This window comes from Sorangium sp. So ce295 (genome assembly GCF_051527405.1).
Taxonomy (GTDB): Bacteria; Myxococcota_A; Polyangia; order Polyangiales; family Polyangiaceae; genus Sorangium; species Sorangium cellulosum_B.
The window spans coordinates 2,647,011-2,671,587 of sequence record NZ_CP150324.1 but is presented as its reverse complement, the minus strand read 5'-3'; the positions used below and the strand labels follow the sequence as shown (position 1 = coordinate 2,671,587).

At 70.7% G+C, this 24,577-nt stretch carries 20 protein-coding genes and 1 pseudogene; 4 read left to right on the top strand and 17 right to left on the bottom strand.

The genetic code is table 11. The features are described 5' to 3' along the window. Positions 1 to 149 precede the first annotated feature (149 nt). Positions 150 to 719 carry a hypothetical protein gene (locus WMF11_RS10225; protein ID WP_437977313.1) on the top strand — a complete coding sequence of 190 codons (570 nt, stop codon included), beginning with the start codon at positions 150 to 152 and terminating at the stop codon, positions 717 to 719. Positions 720 to 918: 199 nt separating this feature from the next. On the opposite strand, the gene WMF11_RS10220 is transcribed toward WMF11_RS10225, so the two are convergent. From WMF11_RS10220 to WMF11_RS10170, 11 genes are all read right to left on the bottom strand, one after another. Further along, positions 919 to 1,422 carry a hypothetical protein gene (locus WMF11_RS10220; protein WP_437908226.1) on the bottom strand — a complete coding sequence of 168 codons (504 nt, stop codon included), beginning with the start codon at positions 1,420 to 1,422 and terminating at the stop codon, positions 919 to 921. 96 nt (positions 1,423 to 1,518) lie between these two features. Further along, a complete protein-coding gene (locus WMF11_RS10215) occupies positions 1,519 to 2,499 on the bottom strand; it encodes a hypothetical protein (protein WP_437977312.1) in 981 nt (326 codons plus the stop codon). 38 nt (positions 2,500 to 2,537) lie between these two features. Then, positions 2,538 to 3,602 carry a hypothetical protein gene (locus tag WMF11_RS10210; RefSeq protein WP_437977311.1) on the bottom strand — a complete coding sequence of 355 codons (1,065 nt, stop codon included), beginning with the start codon at positions 3,600 to 3,602 and terminating at the stop codon, positions 2,538 to 2,540. Beyond that, on the bottom strand, positions 3,599 to 4,312 hold the full coding sequence (locus WMF11_RS10205) for a hypothetical protein (RefSeq protein WP_437908223.1): 714 nt from the start codon (positions 4,310 to 4,312) through the stop codon (positions 3,599 to 3,601). The genes WMF11_RS10210 and WMF11_RS10205 overlap by 4 nt, the downstream gene beginning before the upstream one ends. Positions 4,313 to 4,397: 85 nt before the next feature. Beyond that, complete coding sequence (locus WMF11_RS10200) at positions 4,398 to 5,774, bottom strand: DUF5050 domain-containing protein (protein WP_437977310.1); 1,377 nt, start codon at positions 5,772 to 5,774, stop codon at positions 4,398 to 4,400. Positions 5,775 to 6,322: 548 nt separating this feature from the next. Then, entirely contained in the window at positions 6,323 to 7,702 is a 1,380-nt protein-coding gene (locus WMF11_RS10195; RefSeq protein ID WP_437977309.1) for a DUF5050 domain-containing protein, read from the bottom strand. A gap of 566 nt (positions 7,703 to 8,268) precedes the next feature. Beyond that, positions 8,269 to 9,468 (bottom strand): 5-(carboxyamino)imidazole ribonucleotide synthase, encoded by a 1,200-nt coding sequence (purK, locus tag WMF11_RS10190; protein ID WP_437977308.1) that lies wholly within the window; start codon positions 9,466 to 9,468, stop codon positions 8,269 to 8,271. A 54-nt stretch (positions 9,469 to 9,522) separates the two neighbouring features. Next, entirely contained in the window at positions 9,523 to 10,026 is a 504-nt protein-coding gene (purE, locus tag WMF11_RS10185) for a 5-(carboxyamino)imidazole ribonucleotide mutase (protein ID WP_173427451.1), read from the bottom strand. Between the two features lie 115 nt (positions 10,027 to 10,141). After that, complete coding sequence (locus WMF11_RS10180) at positions 10,142 to 10,468, bottom strand: TerB family tellurite resistance protein (RefSeq protein ID WP_437551368.1); 327 nt, start codon at positions 10,466 to 10,468, stop codon at positions 10,142 to 10,144. Between the two features lie 120 nt (positions 10,469 to 10,588). Continuing rightward, positions 10,589 to 12,346, bottom strand: coding sequence for a hypothetical protein (locus WMF11_RS10175; RefSeq protein WP_437977307.1), 1,758 nt, complete (start codon positions 12,344 to 12,346; stop codon positions 10,589 to 10,591). A gap of 30 nt (positions 12,347 to 12,376) precedes the next feature. Further along, on the bottom strand, positions 12,377 to 15,067 hold the full coding sequence (locus WMF11_RS10170; RefSeq protein WP_437977306.1) for a HEAT repeat domain-containing protein: 2,691 nt from the start codon (positions 15,065 to 15,067) through the stop codon (positions 12,377 to 12,379). 181 nt (positions 15,068 to 15,248) lie between these two features. On the opposite strand from WMF11_RS10170, the gene WMF11_RS10165 reads away from it, so the two are divergent. Further along, positions 15,249 to 16,250, top strand: a complete 1,002-nt coding sequence (locus WMF11_RS10165; RefSeq protein ID WP_437977305.1) for an LLM class flavin-dependent oxidoreductase — start codon at positions 15,249 to 15,251, stop codon at positions 16,248 to 16,250. A gap of 154 nt (positions 16,251 to 16,404) precedes the next feature. Here the strand turns inward: WMF11_RS10165 and WMF11_RS10160 are convergent, their stop codons facing one another. The 3 genes from WMF11_RS10160 to WMF11_RS10150 form a co-directional block, all read right to left on the bottom strand. Next, positions 16,405 to 17,511 (bottom strand): hypothetical protein, encoded by a 1,107-nt coding sequence (locus WMF11_RS10160; protein ID WP_437977304.1) that lies wholly within the window; start codon positions 17,509 to 17,511, stop codon positions 16,405 to 16,407. A 12-nt stretch (positions 17,512 to 17,523) separates the two neighbouring features. Further along, on the bottom strand, positions 17,524 to 18,114 hold the full coding sequence (locus WMF11_RS10155) for a hypothetical protein (protein WP_437977303.1): 591 nt from the start codon (positions 18,112 to 18,114) through the stop codon (positions 17,524 to 17,526). 77 nt (positions 18,115 to 18,191) lie between these two features. Beyond that, positions 18,192 to 18,971: a hypothetical protein gene (locus tag WMF11_RS10150; RefSeq protein WP_437977302.1), complete on the bottom strand. Its 780-nt coding sequence runs from the start codon at positions 18,969 to 18,971 to the stop codon at positions 18,192 to 18,194. A 1,137-nt stretch (positions 18,972 to 20,108) separates the two neighbouring features. Between WMF11_RS10150 and WMF11_RS10145 the strand changes: the two genes are divergently transcribed. Beyond that, positions 20,109 to 20,999: an AraC family transcriptional regulator gene (locus tag WMF11_RS10145; protein WP_437977301.1), complete on the top strand. Its 891-nt coding sequence runs from the start codon at positions 20,109 to 20,111 to the stop codon at positions 20,997 to 20,999. Positions 21,000 to 21,068: 69 nt separating this feature from the next. Then, positions 21,069 to 21,938: an alpha/beta hydrolase family protein gene (locus tag WMF11_RS10140; RefSeq protein ID WP_437977300.1), complete on the top strand. Its 870-nt coding sequence runs from the start codon at positions 21,069 to 21,071 to the stop codon at positions 21,936 to 21,938. Between the two features lie 171 nt (positions 21,939 to 22,109). Here WMF11_RS10140 and WMF11_RS10135 read toward each other — a convergent pair whose 3' ends face one another. The 3 genes and pseudogenes from WMF11_RS10135 to WMF11_RS10125 all read right to left on the bottom strand — a co-directional run bounded on the left by WMF11_RS10135 (position 22,110) and on the right by WMF11_RS10125 (position 24,339). Next, entirely contained in the window at positions 22,110 to 23,063 is a 954-nt protein-coding gene (locus tag WMF11_RS10135; protein ID WP_437977299.1) for an MbnH family di-heme enzyme, read from the bottom strand. After that, positions 23,059 to 23,232: pseudogene (locus WMF11_RS10130) on the bottom strand (MbnP family protein); the annotation flags it as partial. The gene WMF11_RS10135 and the pseudogene WMF11_RS10130, both read right to left, overlap by 5 nt. A gap of 357 nt (positions 23,233 to 23,589) precedes the next feature. Further along, entirely contained in the window at positions 23,590 to 24,339 is a 750-nt protein-coding gene (locus WMF11_RS10125) for an FkbM family methyltransferase (protein ID WP_437977298.1), read from the bottom strand. Between the last annotated feature and the right edge of the window lie 238 nt (positions 24,340 to 24,577).

Genomic DNA, 24,577 nt, shown 5'->3' with positions numbered 1-24,577 from the left:
CGTTGCCCTGACACACCTGTCATGCCGCTCGGCGGGCCCCTGGCACAAGGCGTCAGGAGCGCCGGCTTCTTGCGCCCGCGCAGGTGGTCTACGCGTTGCTTCGCCAGCGCCTCCATCCACGGCGGTCCCGCCGGAGAGAGGATGGATCCATGACCTTGTCTCTTTTTTCCCTCGTCCCGCTCGGCTCCTGCGTGCGTACGACCGCCGCGCTCGCCGCCGGATTCGCCATGGCCTCCGCCATGCCCGGCTGCATCCTGAACCAGAAGCAATGCACCGAGATGGCCTGTAGCGACACCTTCACCATCACCGCCGCGACGGCGAACAAGAGCTGGGCAGCGGGAGAATACACGCTGGAGCTCACGGTGGACGGCAACGCGGTGTCGTGCGCCTACAGCTGGACGAACACGCCGAGCGTCGGCGGCAGCGGCGTGTTCGTCCAGTGCAGCCCGAGCGTCAGTGTCTCGGTCAATGCGGTGACCATCTGCACGGAGACGAAGCACGGCGACGCCGTCTCCCAGAGCTGCGTCCCGGCCCCCGGGCAGTTCACGCAACAGCTCGCGATTCGTGGCACGCCGGCGCGCGTCGACGTGGTGGTACGGCGGGACGGCGCGGTCCTCGGAGAGCGGAGCTTCACCCCCGCGTACCGGACGTGGTACCCGAACGGTGAAGACTGCGGGCCTGGGTGCCGACAGGACGCGCAGGACTGGGCGATCCCCTAGAGCGACAAACGGGTTGAAACCACGAGAAAAAGCAAGAATTTCACAGGGAGACGGGGAGGCGGGGAGCGAGAGACGGCAAGAGGGAAAAGTTCATTTTTTTTCTTCCTCCCCGCCTCCCCGCCTCCCTGTGAAAATTCTCCGGGTTTCAACGTGATCGTTGTTCTAGCCGTCGGCGCCGCAGGGGCGCCGAGGCGCTCACCTAATCCCAGCGAGCGGAGAGGACCGCCCTCATCCGGTCGATCCGCAGCGCCCTCTCCAGGGCGCGCCCCTCGTAGGCGCTGAGCAGCGCGGGGAGCGCCTGCCGGGCCAGCGCCAGCAGCGCGCGGCGGCGGACCTCCGGATCGAGCCTGCCCTCGACGACGATCTGGCTGAAGGCCAGGGCGAGGATCGCCTCGTCGCGGGTGAGCAGGCCGTACTCGTCCTCTTCGCCGAGCGCCTCGACCTCGGCCGCGTCCACGGCGTCCCAGCCGGCATTGCCGACCTCCCAGCGCTCGAGGAGCTCGTCGAGGAGCTCGATCGGGCTCTTCTTCGGGTGCTCGTCGCGGAAGTCGCGGAAGGCGGTGAGGGTCTCGTGCGCGGTCTCGTTGCCGAACGGAGCGGTCTCGTCGGTGAGCGACCAGAAGAACGGGTCGGCGAGGGCAGCGGCTGCCCTGGGGTGGCAGTCGTCGGGGGAGAGGTCGGGGATCTCGGGCGCTTCGGTCATGGGAGAGGGCTTTCCGTCGGCTGAGGCGCGGGCGCGCCGCGCCGCCACCTTACCGCGTCGGCGCGCCCCGTCCGAGCGCGGCGCCCTCCTCCCCGGTCATTTCCAGTGCCCCTTGCCCTTGTGCTTGTGCTTGTGCTTGTGCTTGTGGATGACGAGAACCCGGCCGTCGTCGTCATCGTCGTCGTGCACCACCACGGTCGGCCTGACGTCGACCTTCACGGCCCACGTGGTCGCCACCAGGATGCCGATCATGGGCGCGCTCGGGCCGACCACGATCACCGCGCCTGGACGGTAACCGCAGAGGACCACGTGCGTGTGCCCGCCTTCCTTGAGCACCACCGTGACCTTGGTCGGATTGACCTTCACGTTGAGCTTGCCGGTGAAGTAGAGCCGATCGGGCCCGGGCGCGAGCACGATGACGTCCGGCCCCGACGCCGTCTGGACCGCGAGCTTGATCTCGCGCTCGCCGATCGGCACCGGCTTGAGGTTGAGATCCAGCACGTACACGCGCAGATCGCCGCTCTCCTTGTCGGCGACGATCTCCACGATGTCGTCTCCGACCGGCTGGAGCACGCCCCCGTTCGGCCCCTTGGTCCCGTCGAGCTGGGTTGTCTGGTGCTCCCTGGCGCTCTCCTGGAGCTCCCGGGTCCCGCCGCGGGGCACGTGCAGCACCCCCTTGAACGGCTCGCCCTTCACCTTGAGCTCGTAGCTGACCTCGGTCAGGTCGTCCTCGAGCGGCGGGAGCTTGGCGAGCAGCACGCCCCCCGACTTGGGCTCTGGCACGAGCGCCGCGCTCATGGGGGCTCCGCCCTTGCCAGGCACCTTGACCGAGACGCTGCCCGACACATCCGCCGCGATGGGCTTGCCGTCGCGATCCTTCACCAGCGCCGTCACCTGCCCGTCCTGCGCCACCGTCATGACGACGGACCCGGGCTCGTGCTGCTCCGTCAGCGCCCAGTTGTCCTCGATGCTCTCCGCCGTGATCTGCGGCGATTTGCTGCAAGCGGACGAGACGAGCGCCGCGGAGGCGACCCCGAGCGCGACGACCATGGACCGGAGACAACGTTGGATTCGCATACACCCCTCTCTGGTGACCTCTCGAAGGCGCGATCGCCTCATACCTGCTTGCGCGTCACGGACCAGATGAAGCCGTCGTACCAGAAGTGCATCAGCGCGACGGTCTGCGTGATCGACCACAGCGCGCGGTCCTCCGCCGGCGCGAGCTCGGCCCAGACCCCGTACACAAGGACACCCCCGAGGAAGACCGCCACCGCGATCGGCGTGCCGGCCCGGAGCGCGTCGAGGCGCAGCCGGCGGCGGAGGCGGCCGCCCTCCGACCACCAGACGAGCGCCAGGTACTGCACGGCGTGGAACAGGTTCATGATGAAGAAGGCCTGTCCCCAGGGGTTGAAACCCCACGTGTAGATCGAGCAGAGCCCCGTGCTGACGAGCAGCCACACCTTGGGGAACGACACCCGATAACCCCGCCGGACCATCCCTCGGTAAGCGAGCGCGTAATAGAGCAGGTACGACGTGCCCGCGGCGATGACGGCCCAGCTGAGGACGCGGTGGCTCGACGTCATCAGCGCAGGGACGGCGGTGAAGAAGGCGGGGCCCACGCCCTCGAAGGCGTCGAAGCTCTGGAAGTGGAGGAGCATCGTCGCGCCGCCCAGGATGGGGCCGGCATAGAGGACGAGGTTGAGCCACAGATCCAGCCGGCGGCCGAGCGCCGGCGCGTTCCCCGCGCGCGCGTCGTAGATGCGCCCGAGGCCGAATGTCTGGAGCGCCGAGTGGTAGACGTCCCAGAACACCACGAGGACCGACACGCAGGCGACGGCCCACATGGACAGCATCATCGCGGCGAACAGGGCGACCGGCGCCACGAGGAAGCGGAGCCGATGCCGCCGGAAGATGTCCGCGTTGCCGTGGCTCCGGAGCAGCACCGCGGCGAGGTGGCCATGGATGAGCGTGCCGATGAAGAGCCCCGCCCAGGTGACCTTCTCCCCGTGAAGCCTGAACCTCGCGTCGGCGAACGGCGTCCCCGCGATCAGGGCGCCCGCGGCGAGCGCGACGAGCGGCGGGAGCAGGAAGAAGGCCCAGTCATACAAGGGGCCGACGATGTACGCGGCCCGGCCTACACCGAGCAGCGCAGCGGACGCGGGCTCGGCCCGTGCGCTCATGCGGGACGAGGTGCCGCCGCGGGCCGCGGCTCCGGTGCTGCTGGCGAGAAGCCGATCGTCCATCCCTGCACGGCGAGGTGATCGACGAGCGAGAGCAGGAAGAGATTCACGCCGAGCATCTCCATCGACTCCTCCACGAAGTCGATGAGCGCGTAGATCAGGTTGTCGCTCCCGGCCCGCTCGGTCCAGTACCCGAGCGGCAGCTCCAGGACGAGGGCCCCGGTGACATAGATCCCGCCCGAGAGGAGGAATCGATTCCGCGTATCTCGCGGGAGGTGCGAGAGGAACCGGAGGTATGCGACCACGAACGCCGCCACCGCGGCGGCCGCCGGGATCACCCAGCTGAAGTACAGCACCCCGCCCAGATCGAGCCAGGAGCTCGCCGCTTCATGGATCTCGACCACCTCGTCGAGCGAGATGTAGAGGAACGCCGCGGAGAGCCCCCACCAGTGCTTCACGAACTTGCCCGTGCGCCGGGCGCCGACGGCGATGACAGCGAGCGTGAGTGAGCACACGAACAGCAGTGACGAGGTGTACCACGTGGGCACGTTCTGCTCGTAGCTCAGCGAGAACAACGGGACGACGCCGCTCTGGCTCCTCAGGTGGAGGAGCGGCTTGAGCACCTCGACGGCGAGCCCGGCGCCCGCGATCACCGCCATCACGGCGAGCAGCGCGACCTGGAGCCGGGCCCGCGACAGGGTGATCTGCATCGAATGAGAAGAACTACGCCAGGACGCCGGACACGGTCAACGCGTAAAGCAGCCGACACCGGCGCAGCGGGTCGGCGCGGCGCGCTCAAGGAGCGCTGTAGGACACGATCTCGCCTTCGAAGCGGTAGTCACCGCCGTTGGTCCAGAACACGTCCTGACCTTCCGGGGCGATGATGCGCCAGGCGAAGTGCTGGCCGAGCGCGAGCACGGTGGTCTTGTTCTCCACGAGATCATGGGCCTGGACGCTGCGGTTCCGGCTCATGTCCGTCGAGAAGAGCGTCGAACCCCTGAGGGCCAGCCCGCCCATCGAGCCCCCCTGGTAGATCAGCGTCTTCGCCCCTCCGGCGATCGGCGCCTTGAACACGCCGCCGTCGCCGGCGTTGGCCCAGTAGACGAACTCCGCGTCCACCGCGATCCCGGCCGGCTCCCCCTCGTTCTCGGCGATGACGGTCACGTCCCCGCCCGACTTCGCCACCTTGTAGACCTTGTTCGTCGTGGCGCCGCCGGTCCAGTAGATATTCGCGGCGTCCTGCGCCAGATGCTCCGGCGCGCCGGCGTCGGCTGCGAGCACGACGGGCTCGCCGCCGTCGAGCGGCATCTTGTAGATGTTATGTCCGTCGCCATCGCCGAAATAGACGGACGACTCGTCTCCGGTGACGCTCAGCACGTAGCCGATCTCGATCAGCGTCTCCATCGCCAGGGTCGATTTGTCGACGCGCTTGAGCGCCGAAGGGATGATCGGATCGTTGTCTCCGCCGCTCGCCCAGTACACGTGGGAGGCATTGACCCACAGCGCCTTGGGGTCCGGATCCGCGGGGGTCATCGCCTCCACCTCGGTCGTGCCCGGCTTGACGCGATAGATGTAGCCGTCGTTCGAGTCCGCGGGCGCGGTGGCCTCGGTCCCGCCGCTCGCAAAGTAGAGGTAGGTGTCGTCGGCCGCGAGCGCCATCGGGTAGGCGTGCTGGCTCGCCATCGCCGCCGGCGGGACCATCCCGGCCTGGAAGCGGGAGAAATGCGGGGTCTCCGTGACGACGCCGGCAGGGAAAGCGTCATGACGCTCGAGCCGCGTGAAGTCGTCGGAGTCGGCCGGCGCGGTGAAGGCATAAACGTCGAGGAAGGTGTTTTCGCCGAGCTCTGCCTCGAGCTCGACGGTGATCGGCAACGTGAGCGAGACCGGCTTGTCGAACGTCTGCCCCTCCGGGCCGAGGAGGTACATGGGCCCCACCCCGCCCTCGCGCACGTCCTCGACGCGCTCGATGGTGATGTCCGTCGCTGCGCTGACCGCGCCAGGCGGCACCTCGATCGTGAACCCGTCCCTCGCGGTGAACACGCCGCCCTGCGCGTCGACGGAGAACTGCGGCTTGGTCCCCTGCGTGGCGTCGTCCGCCTCCGCCCCCCCGCACGACACGCCGCCCAGCCCGCCCGCCGCGCACGCCAGCACCATGAATGAGATTCTTTTCATCGACTTGCTTCTCCGCGGGCGGTCGCCGCCGCCCATGATGGACAGGGTTGCAAGCAGGGGCACGACCGGAGTCTCCACGGTCGCGAGCCGATGAGACGCGAGCATGCCGCAGCGGCGCCTCTCACGAGAGGGTCGTTGGAGCTGGGATCGGGTGCTTTCGGATCAACGGCTTCCTGGGTCGATGGTCCGTCCCGGCGGCCAACGCGCGTGGTTCCGCCTCGGCCAACATGCGCTCGCCATGAAGACAAAGACGCCGTGAGCGCTCTCCGCGCTGGGAGTGAAGACGATTGATGACGATTGACTCTGCCGAGCTCGCCGCCCGCGGCCCCGGCGCCGCCGTCGCTTTCACGCAACAGCAGAGCCCCAGGATCGCTGGAAGCGAAGCCAGGCATGAGCGAGTGGGACCCCCCCTGCCCGTCACGCTGGTCCCGGGTGAGCAGTCGCGCCGCGGCTCATGGGCGGCTCACAAATCGGCGGCCCACGAATCGCGCGACCTGGCGTTCGCCCCTGCTGTCATGCTGCCCGGCATCGCCGCCGGAGGCGCGCGCTCAAGGAGCGCGGTAGGACACGATCTGTCCTTCGAAGCGATAGTCACCGCCGTTGGTCCAGAACACGTCCTGACCTTCGGGGGCGATGATGCGCCAGGCGAAGTGCTGGCCGAGCGCGAGCACGGTGGTCTTGTTCTCCACGAGATCATGGGCCTGGACGCTGCGGTTCCGGCTCATGTCCGTCGAGAAGAGCGTCGAGCCCCTGAGGGCCAGCCCGCCCATCGAGCCCCCCTGGTAGATCAGCGTCTTCGCCCCTCCGGCGATCGGCGCCTTGAACACGCCGCCGTCGCCGGCGTTGGCCCAGTAGACGAACTCCGCGTCCACCGCGATCCCGGCCGGCTCCCCCTCGTTCTCGGCGATGACGGTCACGTCCCCGCCCGACTTCGCCACCTTGTAGACCTTGTTCGTCCGGGAGCCACCCGTCCAGTAGATGTTCTCTGCGTCCTGCGCCAGGTACTCCGGCGCGCCGGCGTCTTGCGCGAGGACGACGGGGTCGCCGCCGTCGAGGGGCAGCTTGTAGATGTTGTGTCCGTCACCATCTCCGAAATAGACGGACGACTCGTCTCCGGTGACGCTCAGCACGTAGCCGATCTCGACCAGCGTCTCCATCGCCAGGGTCGATTTGTCGACGCGCTTGAGCGCCGAAGGGATGACCGGATCGTTGTCTCCGCCGCTCGCCCAGTACACGTGGGAGGCGTTGACCCACAGCGCCTTGGGGTCCGGGTCCGCGGGGGTCATCGCCTCCACCTCGGTCGAGCCCGGCTCGACGCGATAGATGTAGCCGTCGTTCGAGTCCGCGGGCGCGGTGGACTCGGTGCCGCCGCTCGCGAAGTAGAGGTAGGTGTCGTCGGCCGCGAGCGCCATCGGGTAGGCGTGCTGGCTCGCCATCACCCCCGCCGGGATCATCCCGGCGTAGAAGGTGCCCACGGAAGTGGTCTCCGTGATCAGCTCCGCGGCAGAGACCTCGTGCTGCTCGAGCGGCGTGAAGACGTCGGAGCCCGTCGGCGCGGAGAAGCCGTAGGCATCGAGGACGGTATCCTCCCCGAGCTCCGCCTCGAGCTCCACGGTGATCGGCAGCGTGAGCTTGATCGGCTTGGCGAACGTCTGCCCCTCCGGACCGAGGCGGTACGTGGGGCCTACCGCGCCCTCCCGGGCGTCCACGATGTTCTCGATGGTGAGCTCCGTCGCCGCGCTGACGGCCCCCGGAGGCACTTCGATCTTGAATCCATCATCCCCGGTGAAGACCCCGCCCTCCGCGTCGACAGAGAACTGGGGCTCAGTCTCGTGCGTGGCGTCGTCGCCCGCGTCCGCCCCCCCGCACGACACGCTGCCCAGCCCGCCCGCCACGCACGCCAACACCATGAATGAGGTTCTTTTCATCGACTTGCTCCTCCTCGGGCGGTCACGCCGCCCGAGATGGACAGGGTTGCAAGCAGGGGCACGGCCGGAGTCTCCACGGTCGTGACCTGTTGAGAATCGAACATGCCACAACGGCGCCTCTGTGCGAGATATTCGTCGAAGTCCAGGGCGTGTGTTCAGATCAAATGCATCCTATATCGATGTTTCGTCCTGATAGCCAGTGCGCGTGATTCCGCCCCGGCCAGCGTGCGTTGCCCCTGTGGACGAAGACACCGTGAGATGTCTCCGCACGAGCGCTCGAGACCATTGAATCCGCCGAGATCGCCGCGCGCGGCCGCGGCGTCGCCGTCGCGCCCGGACGCCCGCCACGCCGCAGGCGACACCGAACCTGAGCACGCGAGAACACACCTCCCTACTCTCCAGGGCCGTCCCGAACATGCAGTTGCGCCGCGGCTCACCGGCGGCTCATGAATCGACGCGAACGGGACGAGTCCGTCGACCGTCGACGTGGTGGCGCGGCGCGCGCCGCGCCACCCTGGGCAGCCGTGGAGAGCGTCGTGCGCCGGCGGAGGCCCGCCGGCGGCGCGTCAGCGCCCGGGGGGGAGCGGCAGCCCAGCCTGGGCCGAGAGCCGGGCCATCGCGAGCTTCGCGGCGACGAGCGCCTCCTCCGGCGTGCGGCCCGTGGCGGAGAGGTGGCCCATCTTGCGGCCGGGGCGGGCGACCCGCTTGCCGTAGAGGTGGAGCCGGACGCCCGGGATCTCCAGCGCGGCCTCGAACGGCGGCGGCGCGCCGCCGAGCCACACGTCGCCGAGCAGGTTGAGGATCGCCGCGGGGCGGACGATCTCGACCGAGCCGAGCGGCAGGTCGCACACGGCGCGGACCGCCTGCTCGAACTGGCTCGTCGCGCAGGCGACCTCGGAGGCGTGGTAGCTGTTGTGGGGCCGCGGGGCGAGCTCGTTGATGAGCAGGCGGCCGTCCTTGAGCAGGAAGAGCTCGACGACGAGCAGCCCCTCGACGCGCAGGCCGACCGCGAGGTCGAGCGCGATCTGGACCGCTTGCCCCGTCACCGCGGCCGAGAGCGGGCCTGGCAGCAGCGACCAGTCGAGGATCTGGTCGACGTGGTGGTTCAGCGCCGGCGGGTAGACCGCGAGCTTGCCGCTCGGGCTCCGCGCGACGAGCACCGAGAGCTCGGCCTCGAGGTCGAGCGCCTGCTCGACCACGCAGCGCTGCCCGCCGAGCGACGCGAAGAGCGCTGCGGCCTCACCCTCGAGACCGCCGCCGCCGCCATCGTCCAAGCCCGCGTCCCCCGAGAGCCGCAGCTGGCCGCGGCCGTCGTACCCGCCGACGCACGACTTCACGAAGCACGCCCCGCCCATGGCGCGCGTCGCCTCGAGGAGCTGCTCGCTCGTCGCGACCTCGCGGAAGGGCCCCACCGGGAAGCCGTTGCGCGAGAGCCATCCCTTCTGGACGCCGCGATCCTGCACCATGGCCAGCACGTCGGCCGACGGGCGCACCGGCGCGAACCGGGCGGCGGCGACGAGGCCGTCCGTTGCGACCTTCTCGATCTCGAGCGTCACCACGTCGCACTGCGACGCGAGCTCGGCCGCCTGCGCCACGTCGTCGAACGAGGCGACGATGCAGTGATCGAGCACCGAACGGGCCGGGCAGTCCGGGTCAGGGTCGAGGGCGTGGACCTTGTACCCGAGCGTGCGGGCGGCCAGCGCCGTCATGCGGCCGAGCTGGCCGCCACCGAGGATACCGAGCGTGGAGCCGGGAGCGATGGGCATTTCCGGAGGACCTGTAGAGGGGGACCGAAACGAGGCCTGACGAGGCCTGACGAGCTAGACGATGACCGAGTCGCGTAGCACCGCCGCCTCCTGGGCGCCGCGGAAGGCGGCGAGGCGCTCGCGGAGCTCCGGGTGCTTGCCCGACAGGACCGCCGCCGCGAACAGGGCCGCGTTGGCCGCCCCGGGCTTGCCGATCGCCATCGTGGCGACGGGGACGCCCTTCGGCATCTGGACGATCGAGAGCAGCGCGTCCATCCCGTTCAGCGCCGTGGCGGGGATGGGCACGCCGATGACGGGCAGCACCGTCTTCGCGGCGACCATCCCGGGCAGGTGGGCGGCGCCGCCGGCGGCGGCGATGATCACCTCGATCCCGCGCTCCGCGGCCGTGCTCGCGTACTCGAACATCCGGTCCGGCGTGCGGTGCGCCGAGACGACGCGCACCTCGTGCGGGATGCCGAGCTGCGTGAGCAGCTCGCTCGTGACCGCGAGGTGCTCGTAGTCGCTCTTGCCGCCCATGATCACGCCGACCCAGGGCTTCTCGGCCGAGCTCGCTCCCATTTCCGCGGGGGTCCGGCCCTCGCCGGCCCCTCCCTGCGCCATCGTGCTCATCGTTCCACCGCTCACCGGCTCCTCAGCCGTCCGTCGTCCGTCATCCGTCGCCCCCCCGCCCGCGTCAGCGCGTGAGCTGATCCAGGAGGCTCAGGCTCTCGCGCTCTTCCTCGCCGATCTCGCCGTCGGACGAGATCATCTCGCGCGCGGCGTTCAGGAAGAGCTGCCGGTGCGCGCGCGGGATCTTCATCGGATCCACGTCGTCGGCCGCGGGCGGCACCTCGAGCCAGCCGCGCACCTGCTTGGCTTCCTCCGCGTCCAGGTGGAGCCGCAGGATCATCTTGCGCACGAACTCGCGCTCCTGGTCGCGCACCTGGAGGTCAGCCCAGGCGAACGAACAGATGAACCGCATCAGCTGGAGGCGTTCTTCGCGAGAAAGCTTGTCGAGCATGGGCGGGGACTCTAGCCCGGATCCGCCAGCGTTTTGTGTGGAAATCAGCGAGCCGCGCGCCCTAGGGGGATTCCCGGTTCCAGGGTGCTGCCCCCCGCCCGGGCGCCCGCTCCTCGCCGCTCAGCGGTACGGGCGGGCGGCGCGCGGGCCGCGCAGGAGCGCCGCCACGTGCAGCTGCTCGCCGAGCAGATCGCGCAGGGTGGCGGGGTCCTCGAGCGGGGCCGGCAGCGTGATCACGATGGCGTGCGGGGCGATCCGGAGCGCGCGCGTGCGGGCCTGCAGGCCCTTGACCGCCTCGCGCGCCCTCGGCGAGGCGGCGCGCAGCTGCTCGGGATCGTCGGGATCGAGCCCCGCGTCGAGGGGCGGATCCACCACCAGCGTGATCTCGGAGCGCTCGGGGTGGGGGCCTCGCTCGAAGCAGGTGTCGACGTGGAACGTCGCGCCGTCGACCTGCGCGTCCCGGATGCGCATGCGGCCCACCTCGAAGCGGCCGTGGACCTCGGCCGCGAACCGCTCCCAGGCCGCGCGCATCCCCGCCATCGGCGTGGGCGGCGGGATGCGCTTCTTCGCGGCGCCGATCTCGGCCGCCAGCGCGGCGAGGTGCTCCAGGAACGCGCCGAGCCAGGGCTGATCGTGGCCCGGCGTCCGCGACCGGACGGACACGTGCTCGTCGTCCAGCCGGACGTCGTCGAAGGCGAGCAGCGCCCGGCGCAGCGGCCCCGCGATCACGGCGCGCACCTGGCCGGGATCGCGCCCCCGCACGCGGTAACGGCGGCCGAAGCCCTCGTCGTCCTCGGACGACAGCGCGAGCAGGAAGCGCTTCACGCCGACCTCCAGGTCGAGCCCCCACGAGGGCCAGCGCAGCTCGCCCACGAGCGCGCCGCTCGACGAGGAGCCCGCGTCGATCCACACCGACGCCGCGGCGCCGGAGAGCGTGCCCGAGAGGCGGAGCTCCAGCGCGTCGAGGGACAGGCCGTGGCGCGCGCCGACCGCTTCCCAGACGGCGCGCCACCTCCCGGAGCCGATCTGCCGCCGCATCGCGCCGAGGCCGGGCGGGCTGTCGAAGACGCCGAGCACGAGCGGCGTCGTGTGGACGACGCCGTCCGCGCGCGCGAGATCGACGCGCACCTCGAGCCCCCAGACGAGGGCGACCCAGCCGGCGTCGAACGACGGCGCGACCGAGCGGGGGATCCGGAACCGGAAGGGCAGCTCCCGCCCCTCGTCGCGGCTGTCCGCGCGGCGGAAGGCGGTGAAGCGGTGCGCCTCGGTCGCGCGGTTCGGCGCGGAGCGGTCGGCGCTGAGGAGGCGCTCGACGCCGACCAGCGAGATCTCGATCCCGCGCACGCCGCGGCCCTGCACGTTGCCGAGGGCCACCGCCCCCGAGATCTCGTCGCCCGGCGCGAAGACGCGATCGTCGAGCGAGACCTCGACGAAGGGGCTGTCGCCGCGCGCCGTGGTCCCCGCGGCCGGCGACCGGGCCGGGCGGGTGACGGGGCGGGGCGTGACGAGCACCTCGTAGGACTCCTGGACGTCGAGCCACCACGGGATCGCGATGGAGAGCGTGATGCCGTAGCGGATCTCGGCGCGCGTGCCGAGGTAGGAGCAGGGCGCGTCGTCCGGGAGCGGGAAGCTCGCGCGGTAGCGCTGCTCGCCCTCCGGGAGCGTCGTCGCCCCCGAGACGCGGGCGACGAGCGAGAGGAAGTGGGGCGGCACGAGGACGCGCTCCTCGACGCGGGCGACCTGCATGCCCTCCAGGTGGAGCGCGATCGCGTCGACCGGCGTCCTCCCGCGGCAGCGGAGCACCAGCTCGACCAGGACGACGTCGCCCGGGTGGACGGTCCTGGACATCCGGAGCTCGACGTCGGGTCGGGTTCGCATGGTGTCCGGCTCAGCGCGGCGGGCGCGGGCTCACTTCACGAGCGGGGCCGGGACGGTCAGGCGGATCGGCCCTCGGGGAGCGCCGCGCTCGAAGATCTCTCCGCGCCGGTCCGCGACGCCGAGGCGCATGAGCCCGTCCGCGCGCACGAGCGCGAAGGGGGCGCGCGGGGCCGGCGCGTCGCGGACCGAGCCGCCCCGGCCCGCGTCGAACGGGACGATGAAGACCGCGACGTCCTCGGCGCCGGCGGCCGGCGCGCGGGGCGGCGCGGCGCGGGCGCAGCGCCCGGCGACCGTGGCGTTCCTGTCCTCGGCGGCGCAGCGGGCGAGCGCGCGCCGATCGTCGTCGGCGCCGCTCCGCGCGAGGTGGTCGGCGGCCGCGAGGCGGACCGCCTCCGCGGGGTCGCGCGCGAGCAGGTCCCGGGCCGCGTCGCCGTCGCAGCGGGCGCCGGCCACGGTGAGGGCCGCGAGCGCGTTGGCCCGCACGTAGGGGCGCGCGTCGGGGAGCGCCGCGCAGAGCGCCGCGGCCGCGCGGGCCGGCTGCCCGGCCCGGCCGGCGGCGCGCCCGATCGCGCCCGCCGCGTTGCCCGCCACGGCGGCGTCGGGGTCCTTGAGGAGCGGCAGGAGCAGCGGCAGCGCGTCCTTGTCCCCCGCCGCGCCCAGCGACCAGACCGCGTTGGCGCGGACGCCGGGATCCGGGTCACCCGCGAGCTTGCGGAGCGCGGCGGCGGCCTCCGGGTGCCCCGCGAGCGCCTCGGCGATCTTGCGGCGATCGTCGATGGGCGCCGCCGAGGCCATCCGCGCGAGCGCGGCGCCCGCGGCCTGCCCCGGCATGCGGCCGAGCCCCTCGATCAGCGCGTCGCGCGCGGCGTCCGGCGCGCTCGCGATCGCGGCCGCGACCTCGTGGACGAGGCCTTTGACGCTCGCGCCGCTCGCGCCGCTCGCGTCGTTCGCGTCGTTCGCGTCGTTCGCGGCCTTCGCGTCCGTCGCGCCGTCCGCGCGCGACAGGGCGCCCGAGAGGGCGATGCCGAGCGCGCCGCGGTCCTGCTCCGCCGCGACCGTGAGGCGCTGGAGCAGCGGCCGGGCGCTGCCTGGGCCGGCGACGCGGGAGAGCGCGATCGCCGCCCGGAGCCGCACGTCGGCCGACTCGTCGTCGAGCGCCGCGAGCAGGGCGGCGTCGACAGCCGCGCCGAGCGTCCCGGCCGCGCGCGCGGCCCCGAGCGCCTCGATCACGGCGAGGCGGAGCGGCGTGGAGCGCGCCTTGGCGAGCGGCAGCAGCGCCGCCTGCGCGCGCGGCGAGCCGGTGCGCCCGAGCAGCTGGACGAGGGCGAGCTTCTCGTCGGGCGCGGTCGCCGGGTCGACCAGCAGGGCGCGCGCCGGGTCCACCGCGCGCCCGTCGGGCCGCGCTGGATCGAGCAGCGCGGCCGCGGCGCGGATGGCCTCCGCGCGGACCGCGGGGTCGGCGTCGCCGAGCAGCTCCAGCACGCCGGGCAGCGCCGCGGGATCGCCGAGCGCGCCGAGGGCGCGCAGCCCGTGCCGGAGCGGGACGACGCCCCGCTGCATCCCCCGCTCGATCGCGGGCAGCGCTTCCCTGGCCTTGAGCTCGCCGAGCACGAGGGCGGCGCCCGCGGCGGTGTTGGCCGACGGCGCGGCCGCGAGCGCCGCGACGAGCGCGGGGACGGCCGCGGCGCCGGCGCTGACGAGGGCGTCGCGCACCGCGGAGCGCGGCGCCGCGGGGTTGTCCTTCGCGAGCGCCGCGAGCAGCGCCTTCACGGCCGCGTCGGAGCCGATGCGGCCGAGCGCCCGGAGCGCCGCCTCCCGCACGTCGTTGCTCGAGGTGGCGCTGTCGGACGGCCGCGCCCCCGGGAACGCGCCCGCGGCCCCCGGCGACGCCGTGACGAGATCGGCGATCGCCGACGTCGCGTCGTCCGAGCGCAGCCGGCCGAGGGCGGTCACCGCCTCGACGCGCACGTCCTGGGATGCGTCCTGGAGCGCGAGCAGCAGCGCGCTGACCGCGCGCGGGTCTCCGAGCTCTCCGAGCGCGCGCGCCGTGGCCTTGCGGACCTCCGGCACCGAGTCCTGCACCTTGCCGATCAGCGGCACGACGGCGCGCGCGTCGCCGATCCTGCCGAGCGCGCGCGCGACCTCCGCGCGCACCTCCGGCGCGGTGTCGTCGAGGTGACCGAGCAGCGGCGAGACCGCGTCCGGGAGCCCCGCCGCGCCCATCGCGGTCGCGGCGGCGAGGCGCACGTGCGGGTCGGGATCGCCGAGCACCCGCCCGAGCGCGACGACGGAGCGGTCCGTGGGCGCCGCGCGGATCACGTCGCAGGCCGCGAGCCGCAGGCGCGCGTCGCCCTCGCCGAGCCACTCGATCACGAGGTCCCCCGCGCGCGGCATCCGGAGGCGCACGGCCGCCCCGGCGAGGTGCAGCCGCACCTCGACGTCGGGGTCGCTCATGCCTCGCTGGATCAGCCTGATCGCCGTCTCCGGGGCGAGCTCGCCCACGCGGGTCGCGGCCAGGCGCCGCTCCAGGGCGTCGCCCGACGTGAGCGCACGCGCGATCTGCTCGGGCACGTTGGGCCAGAGGGTCGCGGCCGCTCCCCCGGGCGACGCGACAGCGGCGGCCGAGGCGGCGACGACGAGCAGGACCTGCGGTAGGCGGCGCAGCGGCGAGGACGAACGGCGCACGAGCCGAGCGTAATACAGCGGGCGCGGCCGCGTCATGGCGTTCCAGACGGCTCGAGCGCCGCGGGGCGACGCGCCGCGGGGCGCGCTGGCGGGGGCGCGCGCTGGCGGGGGGCGCCTCCTCGCCGCGCTCTCGCGCGGAGACCGCCACGAGCCGCGCCGGTCCCCCAGCGCTGCCGCAACCGTCCGTGGCGTGCAACAGTCTGGCGAGGTGTCCAACATGATTCCTTTCTCCGTTCTCGACCTTGCCCCGATCGTCCAGGGCGGAGACGCCGCACAGGCCCTCCGCAACTCGCTCGACTTCGCGCGCCACGCCGAGCGGCTCGGCTATCACCGCTACTGGCTGGCCGAGCACCACAACATGGGCGGCGTGGCCAGCGCCGCGACGTCGGTCGTGATCGCGCACGTGGCCGCCGGCACCTCGACGATCCGCGTCGGCGCGGGCGGGATCATGCTGCCGAACCACGCCCCGCTCGTGATCGCCGAGCAGTTCGGCACGCTGGCGTCGCTCTTTCCGGGGCGCATCGATCTGGGCCTCGGGCGCGCTCCGGGCTCCGACCCGATCACCGCCCGCGCGCTCAGGCGCAACCTGGCCGGCGACGCCGACGGCTTCCCCCAGGACGTCCTGGAGCTGATGGGCTACTTCCGCCCGGCGGAGCCTGGCCAGCCGGTGCAGGCCGTGCCCGGCGCCGGGCTCCGCGTACCGATCTGGATCCTCGGCTCCAGCCTCTTCGGCGCGCAGCTCGCCGCGGCGCTCGGCCTCCCCTACGCCTTCGCCTCGCACTTCGCGCCGGGCCAGATGATGCAGGCGATCGCGCTGTACCGCAGGGAGTTCCGCCCCTCGGACGAGCTCGCAGAGCCCCGCGTCATGCTGGGGATCAACGTGGTCGCCGCCGGCACCGACGACGAGGCGCGCCGGCTGTGGACCTCGCTCCAGCAGGCCTTCGTCAACCTGCGCCGTGGCCGGCCGGGGCCCTTTCCTCCGCCGTCCGACGACTTCGAGCGCGACCTGAGCCCCCTGGACCGCGCCGGCCTCGAGCAGTCGCTGTCCTGCTCGGTCGTCGGCTCGCCCGAGACCGTGCGGCGCGGGCTGGACGCCTTCATCACCCGCACCCGCGCCGACGAGCTCATCGTGAGCTCGCCGATCTTCGATCACGCCGCGCGCGTGCGCTCGCTCGAGCTCACGGCAGCGGCGCGAGACGAGCTCGCCCGCGCCGGGTGAAGCGCCTTGCCCGGAGGCGCGGGCTCGCGCCGGGCGGGGCGCCGGCTCGGCACGCAGCGCTCTCCGTCGCCTCGAGCGCGTCGCGCGATGTGAAGCTTGGAGATGTCTCTGAGTTCCTCACCGGCTTCCTCTTCGACAGCAGAACCCACGACGTTCAAATTCCGCCTGAGATATCACTCACGGTCACGAGAGAGGTGATCCCTTCGATCGTCAAATTCGGCGGCGTCCGGCACATCACCCCGAACTGTAGCTCTTTACCGATAAGCTGCGAGGCGGCTCCCTGGTACAACTCACGAACGCCGGCAATCTTCGAAAGCGCGCCGGTATCTTGCATGATTCCATCCCTATCATACCACATGAGCCGGCAGCTCGGGCAAGTCGCGCCGCCCACGCAGGAGTTCGAGTTCGAGGCAGCCGTGTTGTAGACATCCGAGTAGTAGACCGTCGTGGCTGTGACGCTGCGATTATGCTCCCGACTGTCGTCCGAGGGTGGAGCGATCGGGCAGAAGATGTCGACGGGAGAGCTCCCGAGGTTCGTGACCCCACCCCCGTTCCGATGGACGGTCACGATCGCACCTTCCGTGCCCGCCGGCGAACATTCGACGCCGCTCGTCTGAACGTAGTTCCCCATGGTCGATGTGGTGGTGTCGTCCTCTGGATCGCCGCTTCCGTGAGTGCAGTCACCAGTGAGCTGGCAGAGCTTGGCCTTGTAACCGAGGATCGCCGTTCGTTCGGGCACCGAGCACACGAACTCCAGGCCCTTCACGACGGTATCCTCATGGGCCTCCAGCGTGGTGCCGTTGCCCGTACCGCCCGCCCACTGGCCACCGCCGCTCGTCGACCCCGCCACGTCGAGCCGACCGACGCCGGAGCCGCCGGTGTCCGAGACCGAGGCGCTGTAGTAAACAAAGCTATCGGAGGCGCGCATCGCGGCAAAGCAGCTCACCGTCCGCGTCCCCGCTCCTCTGCGATCGAAGTAGACGATCGCCGAGAGCGCATCCGCCCAGCGCTTGGCGTTGAACGCCGGCGTCCCGTTCGAGCCCCAGCGGCCCGACAAGGCGACCGGGCAGATGACGCTGCGCTCCGAGGTGTCGGAGTTGTAAATCGCACCGCTCGAATCCATCCGATCGGTGGCGAGCGGGTACGCGAATGTACACTCTGCCCCCCCGTTCTTCATCAGCCAGGATTTGTGCGTCGCGAGCGCCGAATGGCTCAACGAGAGAGCTGCGGCGACGAGCGCCATGATTGTGATCTTCTTCATGCCGTTCACCTGTCAATTCGAAGAGACCGTTGCTTCGTAGGAGCCGATGCTGGAGCTACCTGGCATGGTGCAGGACAGACCCCACTGAACCGAGGTCTGCGACGTGAAAGGGTTGCTCCAGGAGAGGGTGTCGAATTCACCGGTAAGAGTCGTGTAGGACCCCGCCGGCGTGCTGGTGCACCCCCCGGCGGTGGAGCACGCGTAGCGGGAGGTGCCCCAAACGATGCTGCCGCCGATCGATTGCGCGAACGGTGTGCAGCGCACCGACTCTCCCGAATTAAAGTCCTTGACCTCGGCCTTCAACCCGGTCGCGGTCACTTCGGTCGCCGTGCTTGATGAGATCGAATCCCCGTAGTAGGCGGTCGCGCGCCTCGTGATCGGGCAAACGACAAACACAGTCCCAGGAACGTCCCACCTGACCGAGGTCCTCTGCACCGAGTGCGTCAGTTTGTCTTGCTGACTAATGGACCCAGCGCGGCAACGGGTGCCGCTCATGTTGACGTGGTTCGGACCTCGAGTGTAGACGTATTGCGCGTGCGCCCCGACCGTGACCAGGCCGATCGCGCAGAATGCCAGCGCCCCTATTCGTACCTTGTGTCCCATACCGTTCTCCTCTGTTCTCCGTTCACTTCGACGTCGAGCCGATCAAGGCTCCACGCCGCGCCGCGGCAGCGCAGCTCTCATCGTCCAGAGCCGCGCTCCACAAGCTCGTCGAGGTCGTCCCGAGGCAGCTCCTCCGGAAGCACGGGGCTGTCCGGCGGCGGCGCGTCGAGGATCCAGGTGACCTCCACCCGATCGCCGTCGTGCTCGATCAAGCCGCTGCGCATCTTGCCGGCTTGCCAGCCGTTGAACTCGCGGGTTCGGGTGATGACCTCGGTGGCCTCCTCCGCATTCACCGCGGATGCATGGACGACCGTCACGGAGCAGCCTTTCGCGTAGCACTCCAGCGGCTCGAACGTCCCCGCGGCCCCCAGTTTCGCGAGCTTGCTCGTCCACGCGCCGACGACGGCCGACGCAGGCGCGAACAAGCGGTGGTCCGGGCCTGAAGCACGGAGCTCACGCAAGACGCGATCTCGATGCTCGCGCGGCGATGGCTCCCTGGGCGGCTCGGCGGGCTCGTTCGAAGGCGGCCCCGGCTCGAGGGGCCGGATGGGCGGAGAGGCAGCGCCGGCGGCGTGCTCATCAGCGTGAGCGTGCTGCGCGCGCTCCTCCGCTCCCGGGGCGACCGAGCCTGGCCGCGACGGGCTGTCTTCGTGCTGCCGCTCGCGCTCTGGAAGCGTCGCGCGGGCGCCGAGCTCATAGGCAAAGAACAGCGACCCGATCACCGCGCAGCCCGCGAGCAACCTCCCTATCAAGCGGTCCTTGGAGCGCTCCGCCGGCAGCCCCGGAGAGCTCGAATCTCGTGGGTTCGAATGCAGGCCCGCCCCTGTCCCAGTATCATGCTTGACCAGCTGGCTCATCCCGTCACTTCCATCCTTACTTCTGCAGCCTGGACCGTGCCGCTCGGGCCCCCATGGCCGGAGCTGTCGAGCTCCTGGTATCGGTTCGAGCTCGGCTTCAAAGATGGGCAAGAACGTGGACAACGATCGGCGCGGCTCGGGCTCGTGGCAGTCGTGTCGCCTGCGCGCTGGCTGCCAGGTCTGCCGAGGCGGTCGTCGCCCGGAGGCCCGATGCCCGATGCCTCGCGGTCGTCGTGAACGACGGTCTTCCTCGACCGCTGCCCGGAGGACCTCGCACGCCTCGTGCCAGGTTCAACAATGGCCTGGGTCGTCCGGCCATCACGCTCCGTGCGGAAAAGGCACGACCGAGCTGGAAATGCGGACCGATGCGCCGCTACCTGTCACGGGTTGCACCGTGACAAGTCACGGGTTGCACCGTGACAAGTCACGGGTTGCACCGTGACAAGTCACGGGCCGCAGCGTGAGGAGCCGCTCACCCAACCGGGGACCGCCGTACTGGAAGAGCACCGTCCTGCGCCGCAAGGCGCTCGGCGACGCCGCGTGGCGCATCGCAACAACATCCCGGGCCAGACCATCGCCCGGAGGGCGACGTGTGCCCGCGGCACGCCGAGGCGCCCCTTGTCTCGCTCAGCGCCGGCCGGGGCCCGCTCTTTCCACCCATGAACGAGGCGTCACGACGCTCGCGGTGCCGCCACTTCGGGTTGCCGCGCCACACTTCCTCGCGCGCGATCCGGCTTCTTTTGCCGTAACCGTTCACGACCCGGAGGCACCGTTGACCGCGACGATGCCCAGCTATGTCTTGCCGATGATGTCCGGACCGTCGTCGTCAAGCCCGAGGTGTGCCGGCGGTGCGGCGACGCCTTGCAGGGTGACGACCCTGCTCCCCACCGCCATCAGGTGATGAATCTGAAGCAGGCCACCAGCGAAGCTGTCGCCCAGCTCAGGAGGTCTGGGCGGTGAACGCTCACCAAAATTCTTACCTCAGCGGAAAGATGGGCATCCCCCGGCCAGCCACATCCGCGCTTCTGTGCCACCTCCAGCCCGCCCGGGCCCCGGTCGCCCCGAAGTTCAGCAATTTCGGTCAGGCACGGCGCGCGGCGCCTCGTTACCTTGCCCCTCCCCGAGGAGGACGCCGCGTTGACCGAAGCCGCCGAGAACGCGTATATCGAGAGGTTCCGCAGGGTGCTCGAGCACATCGACGCGCACCTGGACGAGGACTTGACGCTCGATCGGCTGAGCGGCGTCGCCGCGTTCTCGAAGTACCATTTCCACCGGCAGTTCTCCGAGCTGTTCGGGATGGGCGTTCACGAGTACGTGAAGCTCGTCCGCCTGCGGAGCGCGTCCTACCGGCTCGCGCACCCGGCGCGCGAGCACGCCCGGATCATCGATATCGCGATGGCGAGCGGCTACGAGAGCCCCGAGGCCTTCTCGCGCGCCTTCAAGAGGGCCTTCGGGCAATCCCCCTCCGAGTTCCGGGAGCAGCCCCGGTGGGATCCCTGGCACGCGACCCATGAGCGCCTGAGAGAGACAAGGGCCCTCCCCATGAAGGCCGCTCACCGCGCCGAGGACGTGGCGATCGTGCGGTTCGACGAGACGCGCGTCGCGGCCCTCGAGCACCGCGGCGACCCGAAGCGGATCCTGGAATCGGTGCGCCGGTTCATCGCGTGGCGCAGGGAGAACAAGCTCCCGCCGAGCGTCAGCGCGACGTTCAACATCCTCTACGACGACCCGGCCGAGACCCCGCCGGAGGCCTACCGCGCGGACCTCTGCGCGGGCATCCACCGCCCCATTTCAGAGAACCAGCACGGCGTCGTCGAGAAGGCGATCCCCGGCGGCCGCTGCGCCGTCCTGCGGCACGTCGGGTGCGACGACACGCTCTACGTGGCGGTGAGGTACCTCTATGCGACGTGGCTCCCCATGAGCGGAGAGGAGCTGCGGGATTTCCCGCTCTTTCTGCAGCGGGTGCGCTTCTTCCCGGAGGTGCCCGATCACGAGGCCGTCACGGATGTCTTCCTCCCGCTCCAGTGAGCTTCCCGTGAACAGACAGGCATCGTCCCTGGTCTTCCCATCCCCCCGACACCGTCCGGAGAAACGCGCATGAATCGATCCGTGGGCTGCCGCAGCCTGACCGTTCGAGACCCGGTGAACGACCTGTCGTTCCCGGTCCTCGTGATGTACCCGACGCACGTCCCTGCCGGGGTCGTCGCCATGGGGCCGTACTCGATCGAGGCGACCTTGAATGCGCCCGTGCACGGCGGCCCTCTCCCCTTCGTGCTCATCTCGCACGGCGGCGGCGGGACGCCCCTCGGGTATCGGACGCTCGCGTCCCACCTCGCACAGAGCGGTTATGTCGTCGCGATGCCCGAGCACCCCGGGGACAATCGCAACGATCGGTCCCTGACCGAGGCGATCGAGAACCTGGAGCGCCGGCCCCGCCACGCCCGGCTGGCGGTGGACGCTGTCTGCTCCGACGCCGAGCTCGGGCCTCGCCTGCAGGGCGACGACATCGCCGTCATCGGGCACTCGATGGGCGGCTACACCGCGCTCGCCCTCGCGGGCGGGCAGCCCTGGACGGGGCCGGGGCAGAGGGTCGCGGTCACGAAGGATCCGCGCATCAAGGCGCTGGTCTTGATGGCCCCCGCGGCGTGCTGGTTCGTGCCCAACGACGCCTTGAAGGACGTCGAGGCGCCCATCCTCCTGCTCGTGGCGGAGCACGACCGCATCGCGCCGAGGTGGCAGGGGCAGCTCGTCCTCGACCTCGTCCCCGACCCGGCCCGGGTCACGTTCAAGGTCGTCGAGAACGCGAACCATCACTCGTTCCTGAGCCCGTTCCCTCCCCAGATGCGGCGCCCGGACTTCCTGCCCGCGATCGATCGTCCCGGGTTCGATCGCGAGGCGTTCCACCGTCAGCTCGAGCGCGACGTGCGCGAGTTCCTCGACGCGGCGCTGCGGCGGAGCCCTTCGTAGCCGCCAGGTCGACAGCCCGTTCCGGAGAAAGCGGGCGACGCGCCGGCGGCCGTGGAGCCACCCCGGAGCGCCTCCAGTCGATGCTCGAACCGAGCGTCCTTTCGCATGCTCTCGAGATCCGGGTCGCTCATGACATGCGCCTTGTGTTTGAAGCCCGCGTCCGCCGTCTCCTCACGGGACGTCGTCGCCAAAGGGGCTCGAGAACGCCGGGTTCGCGATGAACGATGAATCCGTCAATGAATCGAGGAACGCGACCATGTCGTCGATCTCCTCCGGCGTGACCTGGAACCCGCGGACGAGCCCGGACTTCAGTGGGCTCTTTCGGCCGTCCCCCGCGTACGGCCCCGAATCGATCACCCGTCCGCCCGCGGCGTAATGCTTGATTACGTCGGCGAGGGTCTCGATGCTCCCGTCATGCATGTACGGAGCGGTCAGCGCCACGTTCCGCAGGCTCATCGGGCGGAACAAGCCGCGATCCTCCGGATCCAGCGTCACGTCGTACAACCCCTGATCATAAGGCGGGTAGCTCCCGTCGCCTCCCACGTTGTACAAGCCATTATTGAAGAATGGGTGCTTGATGTTGCCGGACGTGGTGTTCGCGTCGTAATACGACACGGACAGATTGGTCCCGCTATGACAGTGGAAGCACTCGAAGCGCTCGCCGTCGAACAGGGACAACCCCCGGCGCTGCTGCTCGGTCAGCGCCGACTTGCCCCCGGCGATGTAGCGATCATACGGGCTGTCTGCGGTGACCAGCGTGCGGCAGAACGTCGCCAGGGCGAAGACAATCTTGTTGATCGTCGCGCCGCTCTCGCTCTCGGGGAATGCCTCCGCGAACATCCGCCGGTACGCGGGGTCGACGTCGAAGCGAGCGAGGACCTCGTCGAGCGCCCCGTCGGACACGCCGAGCTCTACGGGGTTATCGCCACGGATGGGCACGTGGAGCTGGGTTTCGAGCTCCACTAGACCATTGTTCGCCCATGTCAGCGTTGAATGGTAGAACGCGTTCCCGAGGCCGGGGCTGTTGCGGACGAGCACCTGTCCGGTCGAGCCGGTGGGCGTGCGTCTTCCATCGGCGAAGGCGAGCTTTTTGTAGATAGCCGTCGCCGGTCTCGGCGTCCCCATTGTCGACGGTGAAATTCATGACGAAGTGGCGGCACCCGCTTGCCCACGACCAATACATCTCGTTGAGCGGGGAAGGCGCGCCCTCCGCCGTGTTGTTCGCGATGGTTTGCTTCATCAGCGCTTGAGGGACCCCGATGTCGAAAGCGACGGACGCGACGTCTTCGACCACGGCGGTGCCAGTGACGGCGGCGTTGGTCAGCGCGCGCCGCTTTGGCTCGACGAAGCAACCAAAGCCTCTGATGCGGCCAGGAAGCGCTAGCTCTATTGCGGGAAGTCGGCCGGGGAACCGAACCGCCAAGCCGCCAAGGGCGCCAAGAAACCCGGGGAATAGGGGGGGATGCCCGGACGGCCCCCTTCCCCTCTCCCCTTGGCGTCCTTGGCGACTTGGCGGTTTTTCTGCTGATCCGGGGGAACCTCCCGTAGTAGAGCTAGGACGTTGCTGCCCGCCACGCGGTGCCCGGCGCCCGTGCTCCGCGGTGCAGAGGACGTCGGCGATGCGCCCACGAGCTCGCCCGCGCTCACCCCCTCAGACCCGACCGAGGCGGGCGTAGACGTCGCCCGAGCCCGAGCCGAGGGTCAGCGACGCAAGGAAGCGGCGGATGCCGTCCGCGTCGAGCCACGCCGTTTCGCCGAGGACGAGGCTCTCTCCGCGGGACCAGTTGTAGCGGTACTCTCCGAGCGAGGAGAGCCGCTCGACGCACTCGATCGCGATCTCCCGCGCGGCGGGCAGGTACTCGAAGGAGAGCGCAGGCAGCGGCCTCGAGAGGCCCGAGAGGACCTCGGCCTCGAAGCCTTCGACGTCGATCTTCACGAAGGCGGGGACGCCGAACTCGTCGATCAGCGCGTCGAGCGTGCGCACCTCGACCTCTGCGCCCTCGGCCCATCTCACGCCCCGGAACGACGGATCTCTCCGTACCTTATCGATCCAGGAGCGCGACAGCGTCGTGACCGTCGGTGCCCGCTCGCTGACGAAGAGGCGCGCTCGTCCGGGTGCCCGACCGAGCGCGGCGTGCAGGACGACGACGTCCCGGTCACACCCATAGAAGCCGTGGAGCAGGCGAACGAACGCGGCTTGCGGCTCGACGGCGACGACGCGCGCCCCGAGACGGCGAAACGTGCGGATGCGATTCCCCGCGTGGGCGCCGACGTCGAAGCAGAGCGAGCCCGGCGTCACGAACTGCCCGTAAAGGCGAGCCATCCGGCCGGCGCGGAGCGGCACGCCGTAATACATCGCCAGCGAACGCGCGATGCCGAACCAGCTCTCCACGCGCGTCATCGCGCTCCTTACCGCCTCACGGGTCGACCCCGGAGCGTCGCAAGCCCTTCCCAGCGGCCCCCTGTGCCTCGTGTCGTCAGTCCGCGGCACAGCTCCGATCGCGAGCCGCTGCGAGCGACGGTAGCACGGCGCGCGCTCACCCGCCGCGCGCTCGCCATTCCATGGAGAGCCGCTCGGCCCTACATTGCCGAGCGGACGGCACGTCCACGTCCGGGGCGCGTCCGTCCGGCGACGGCGG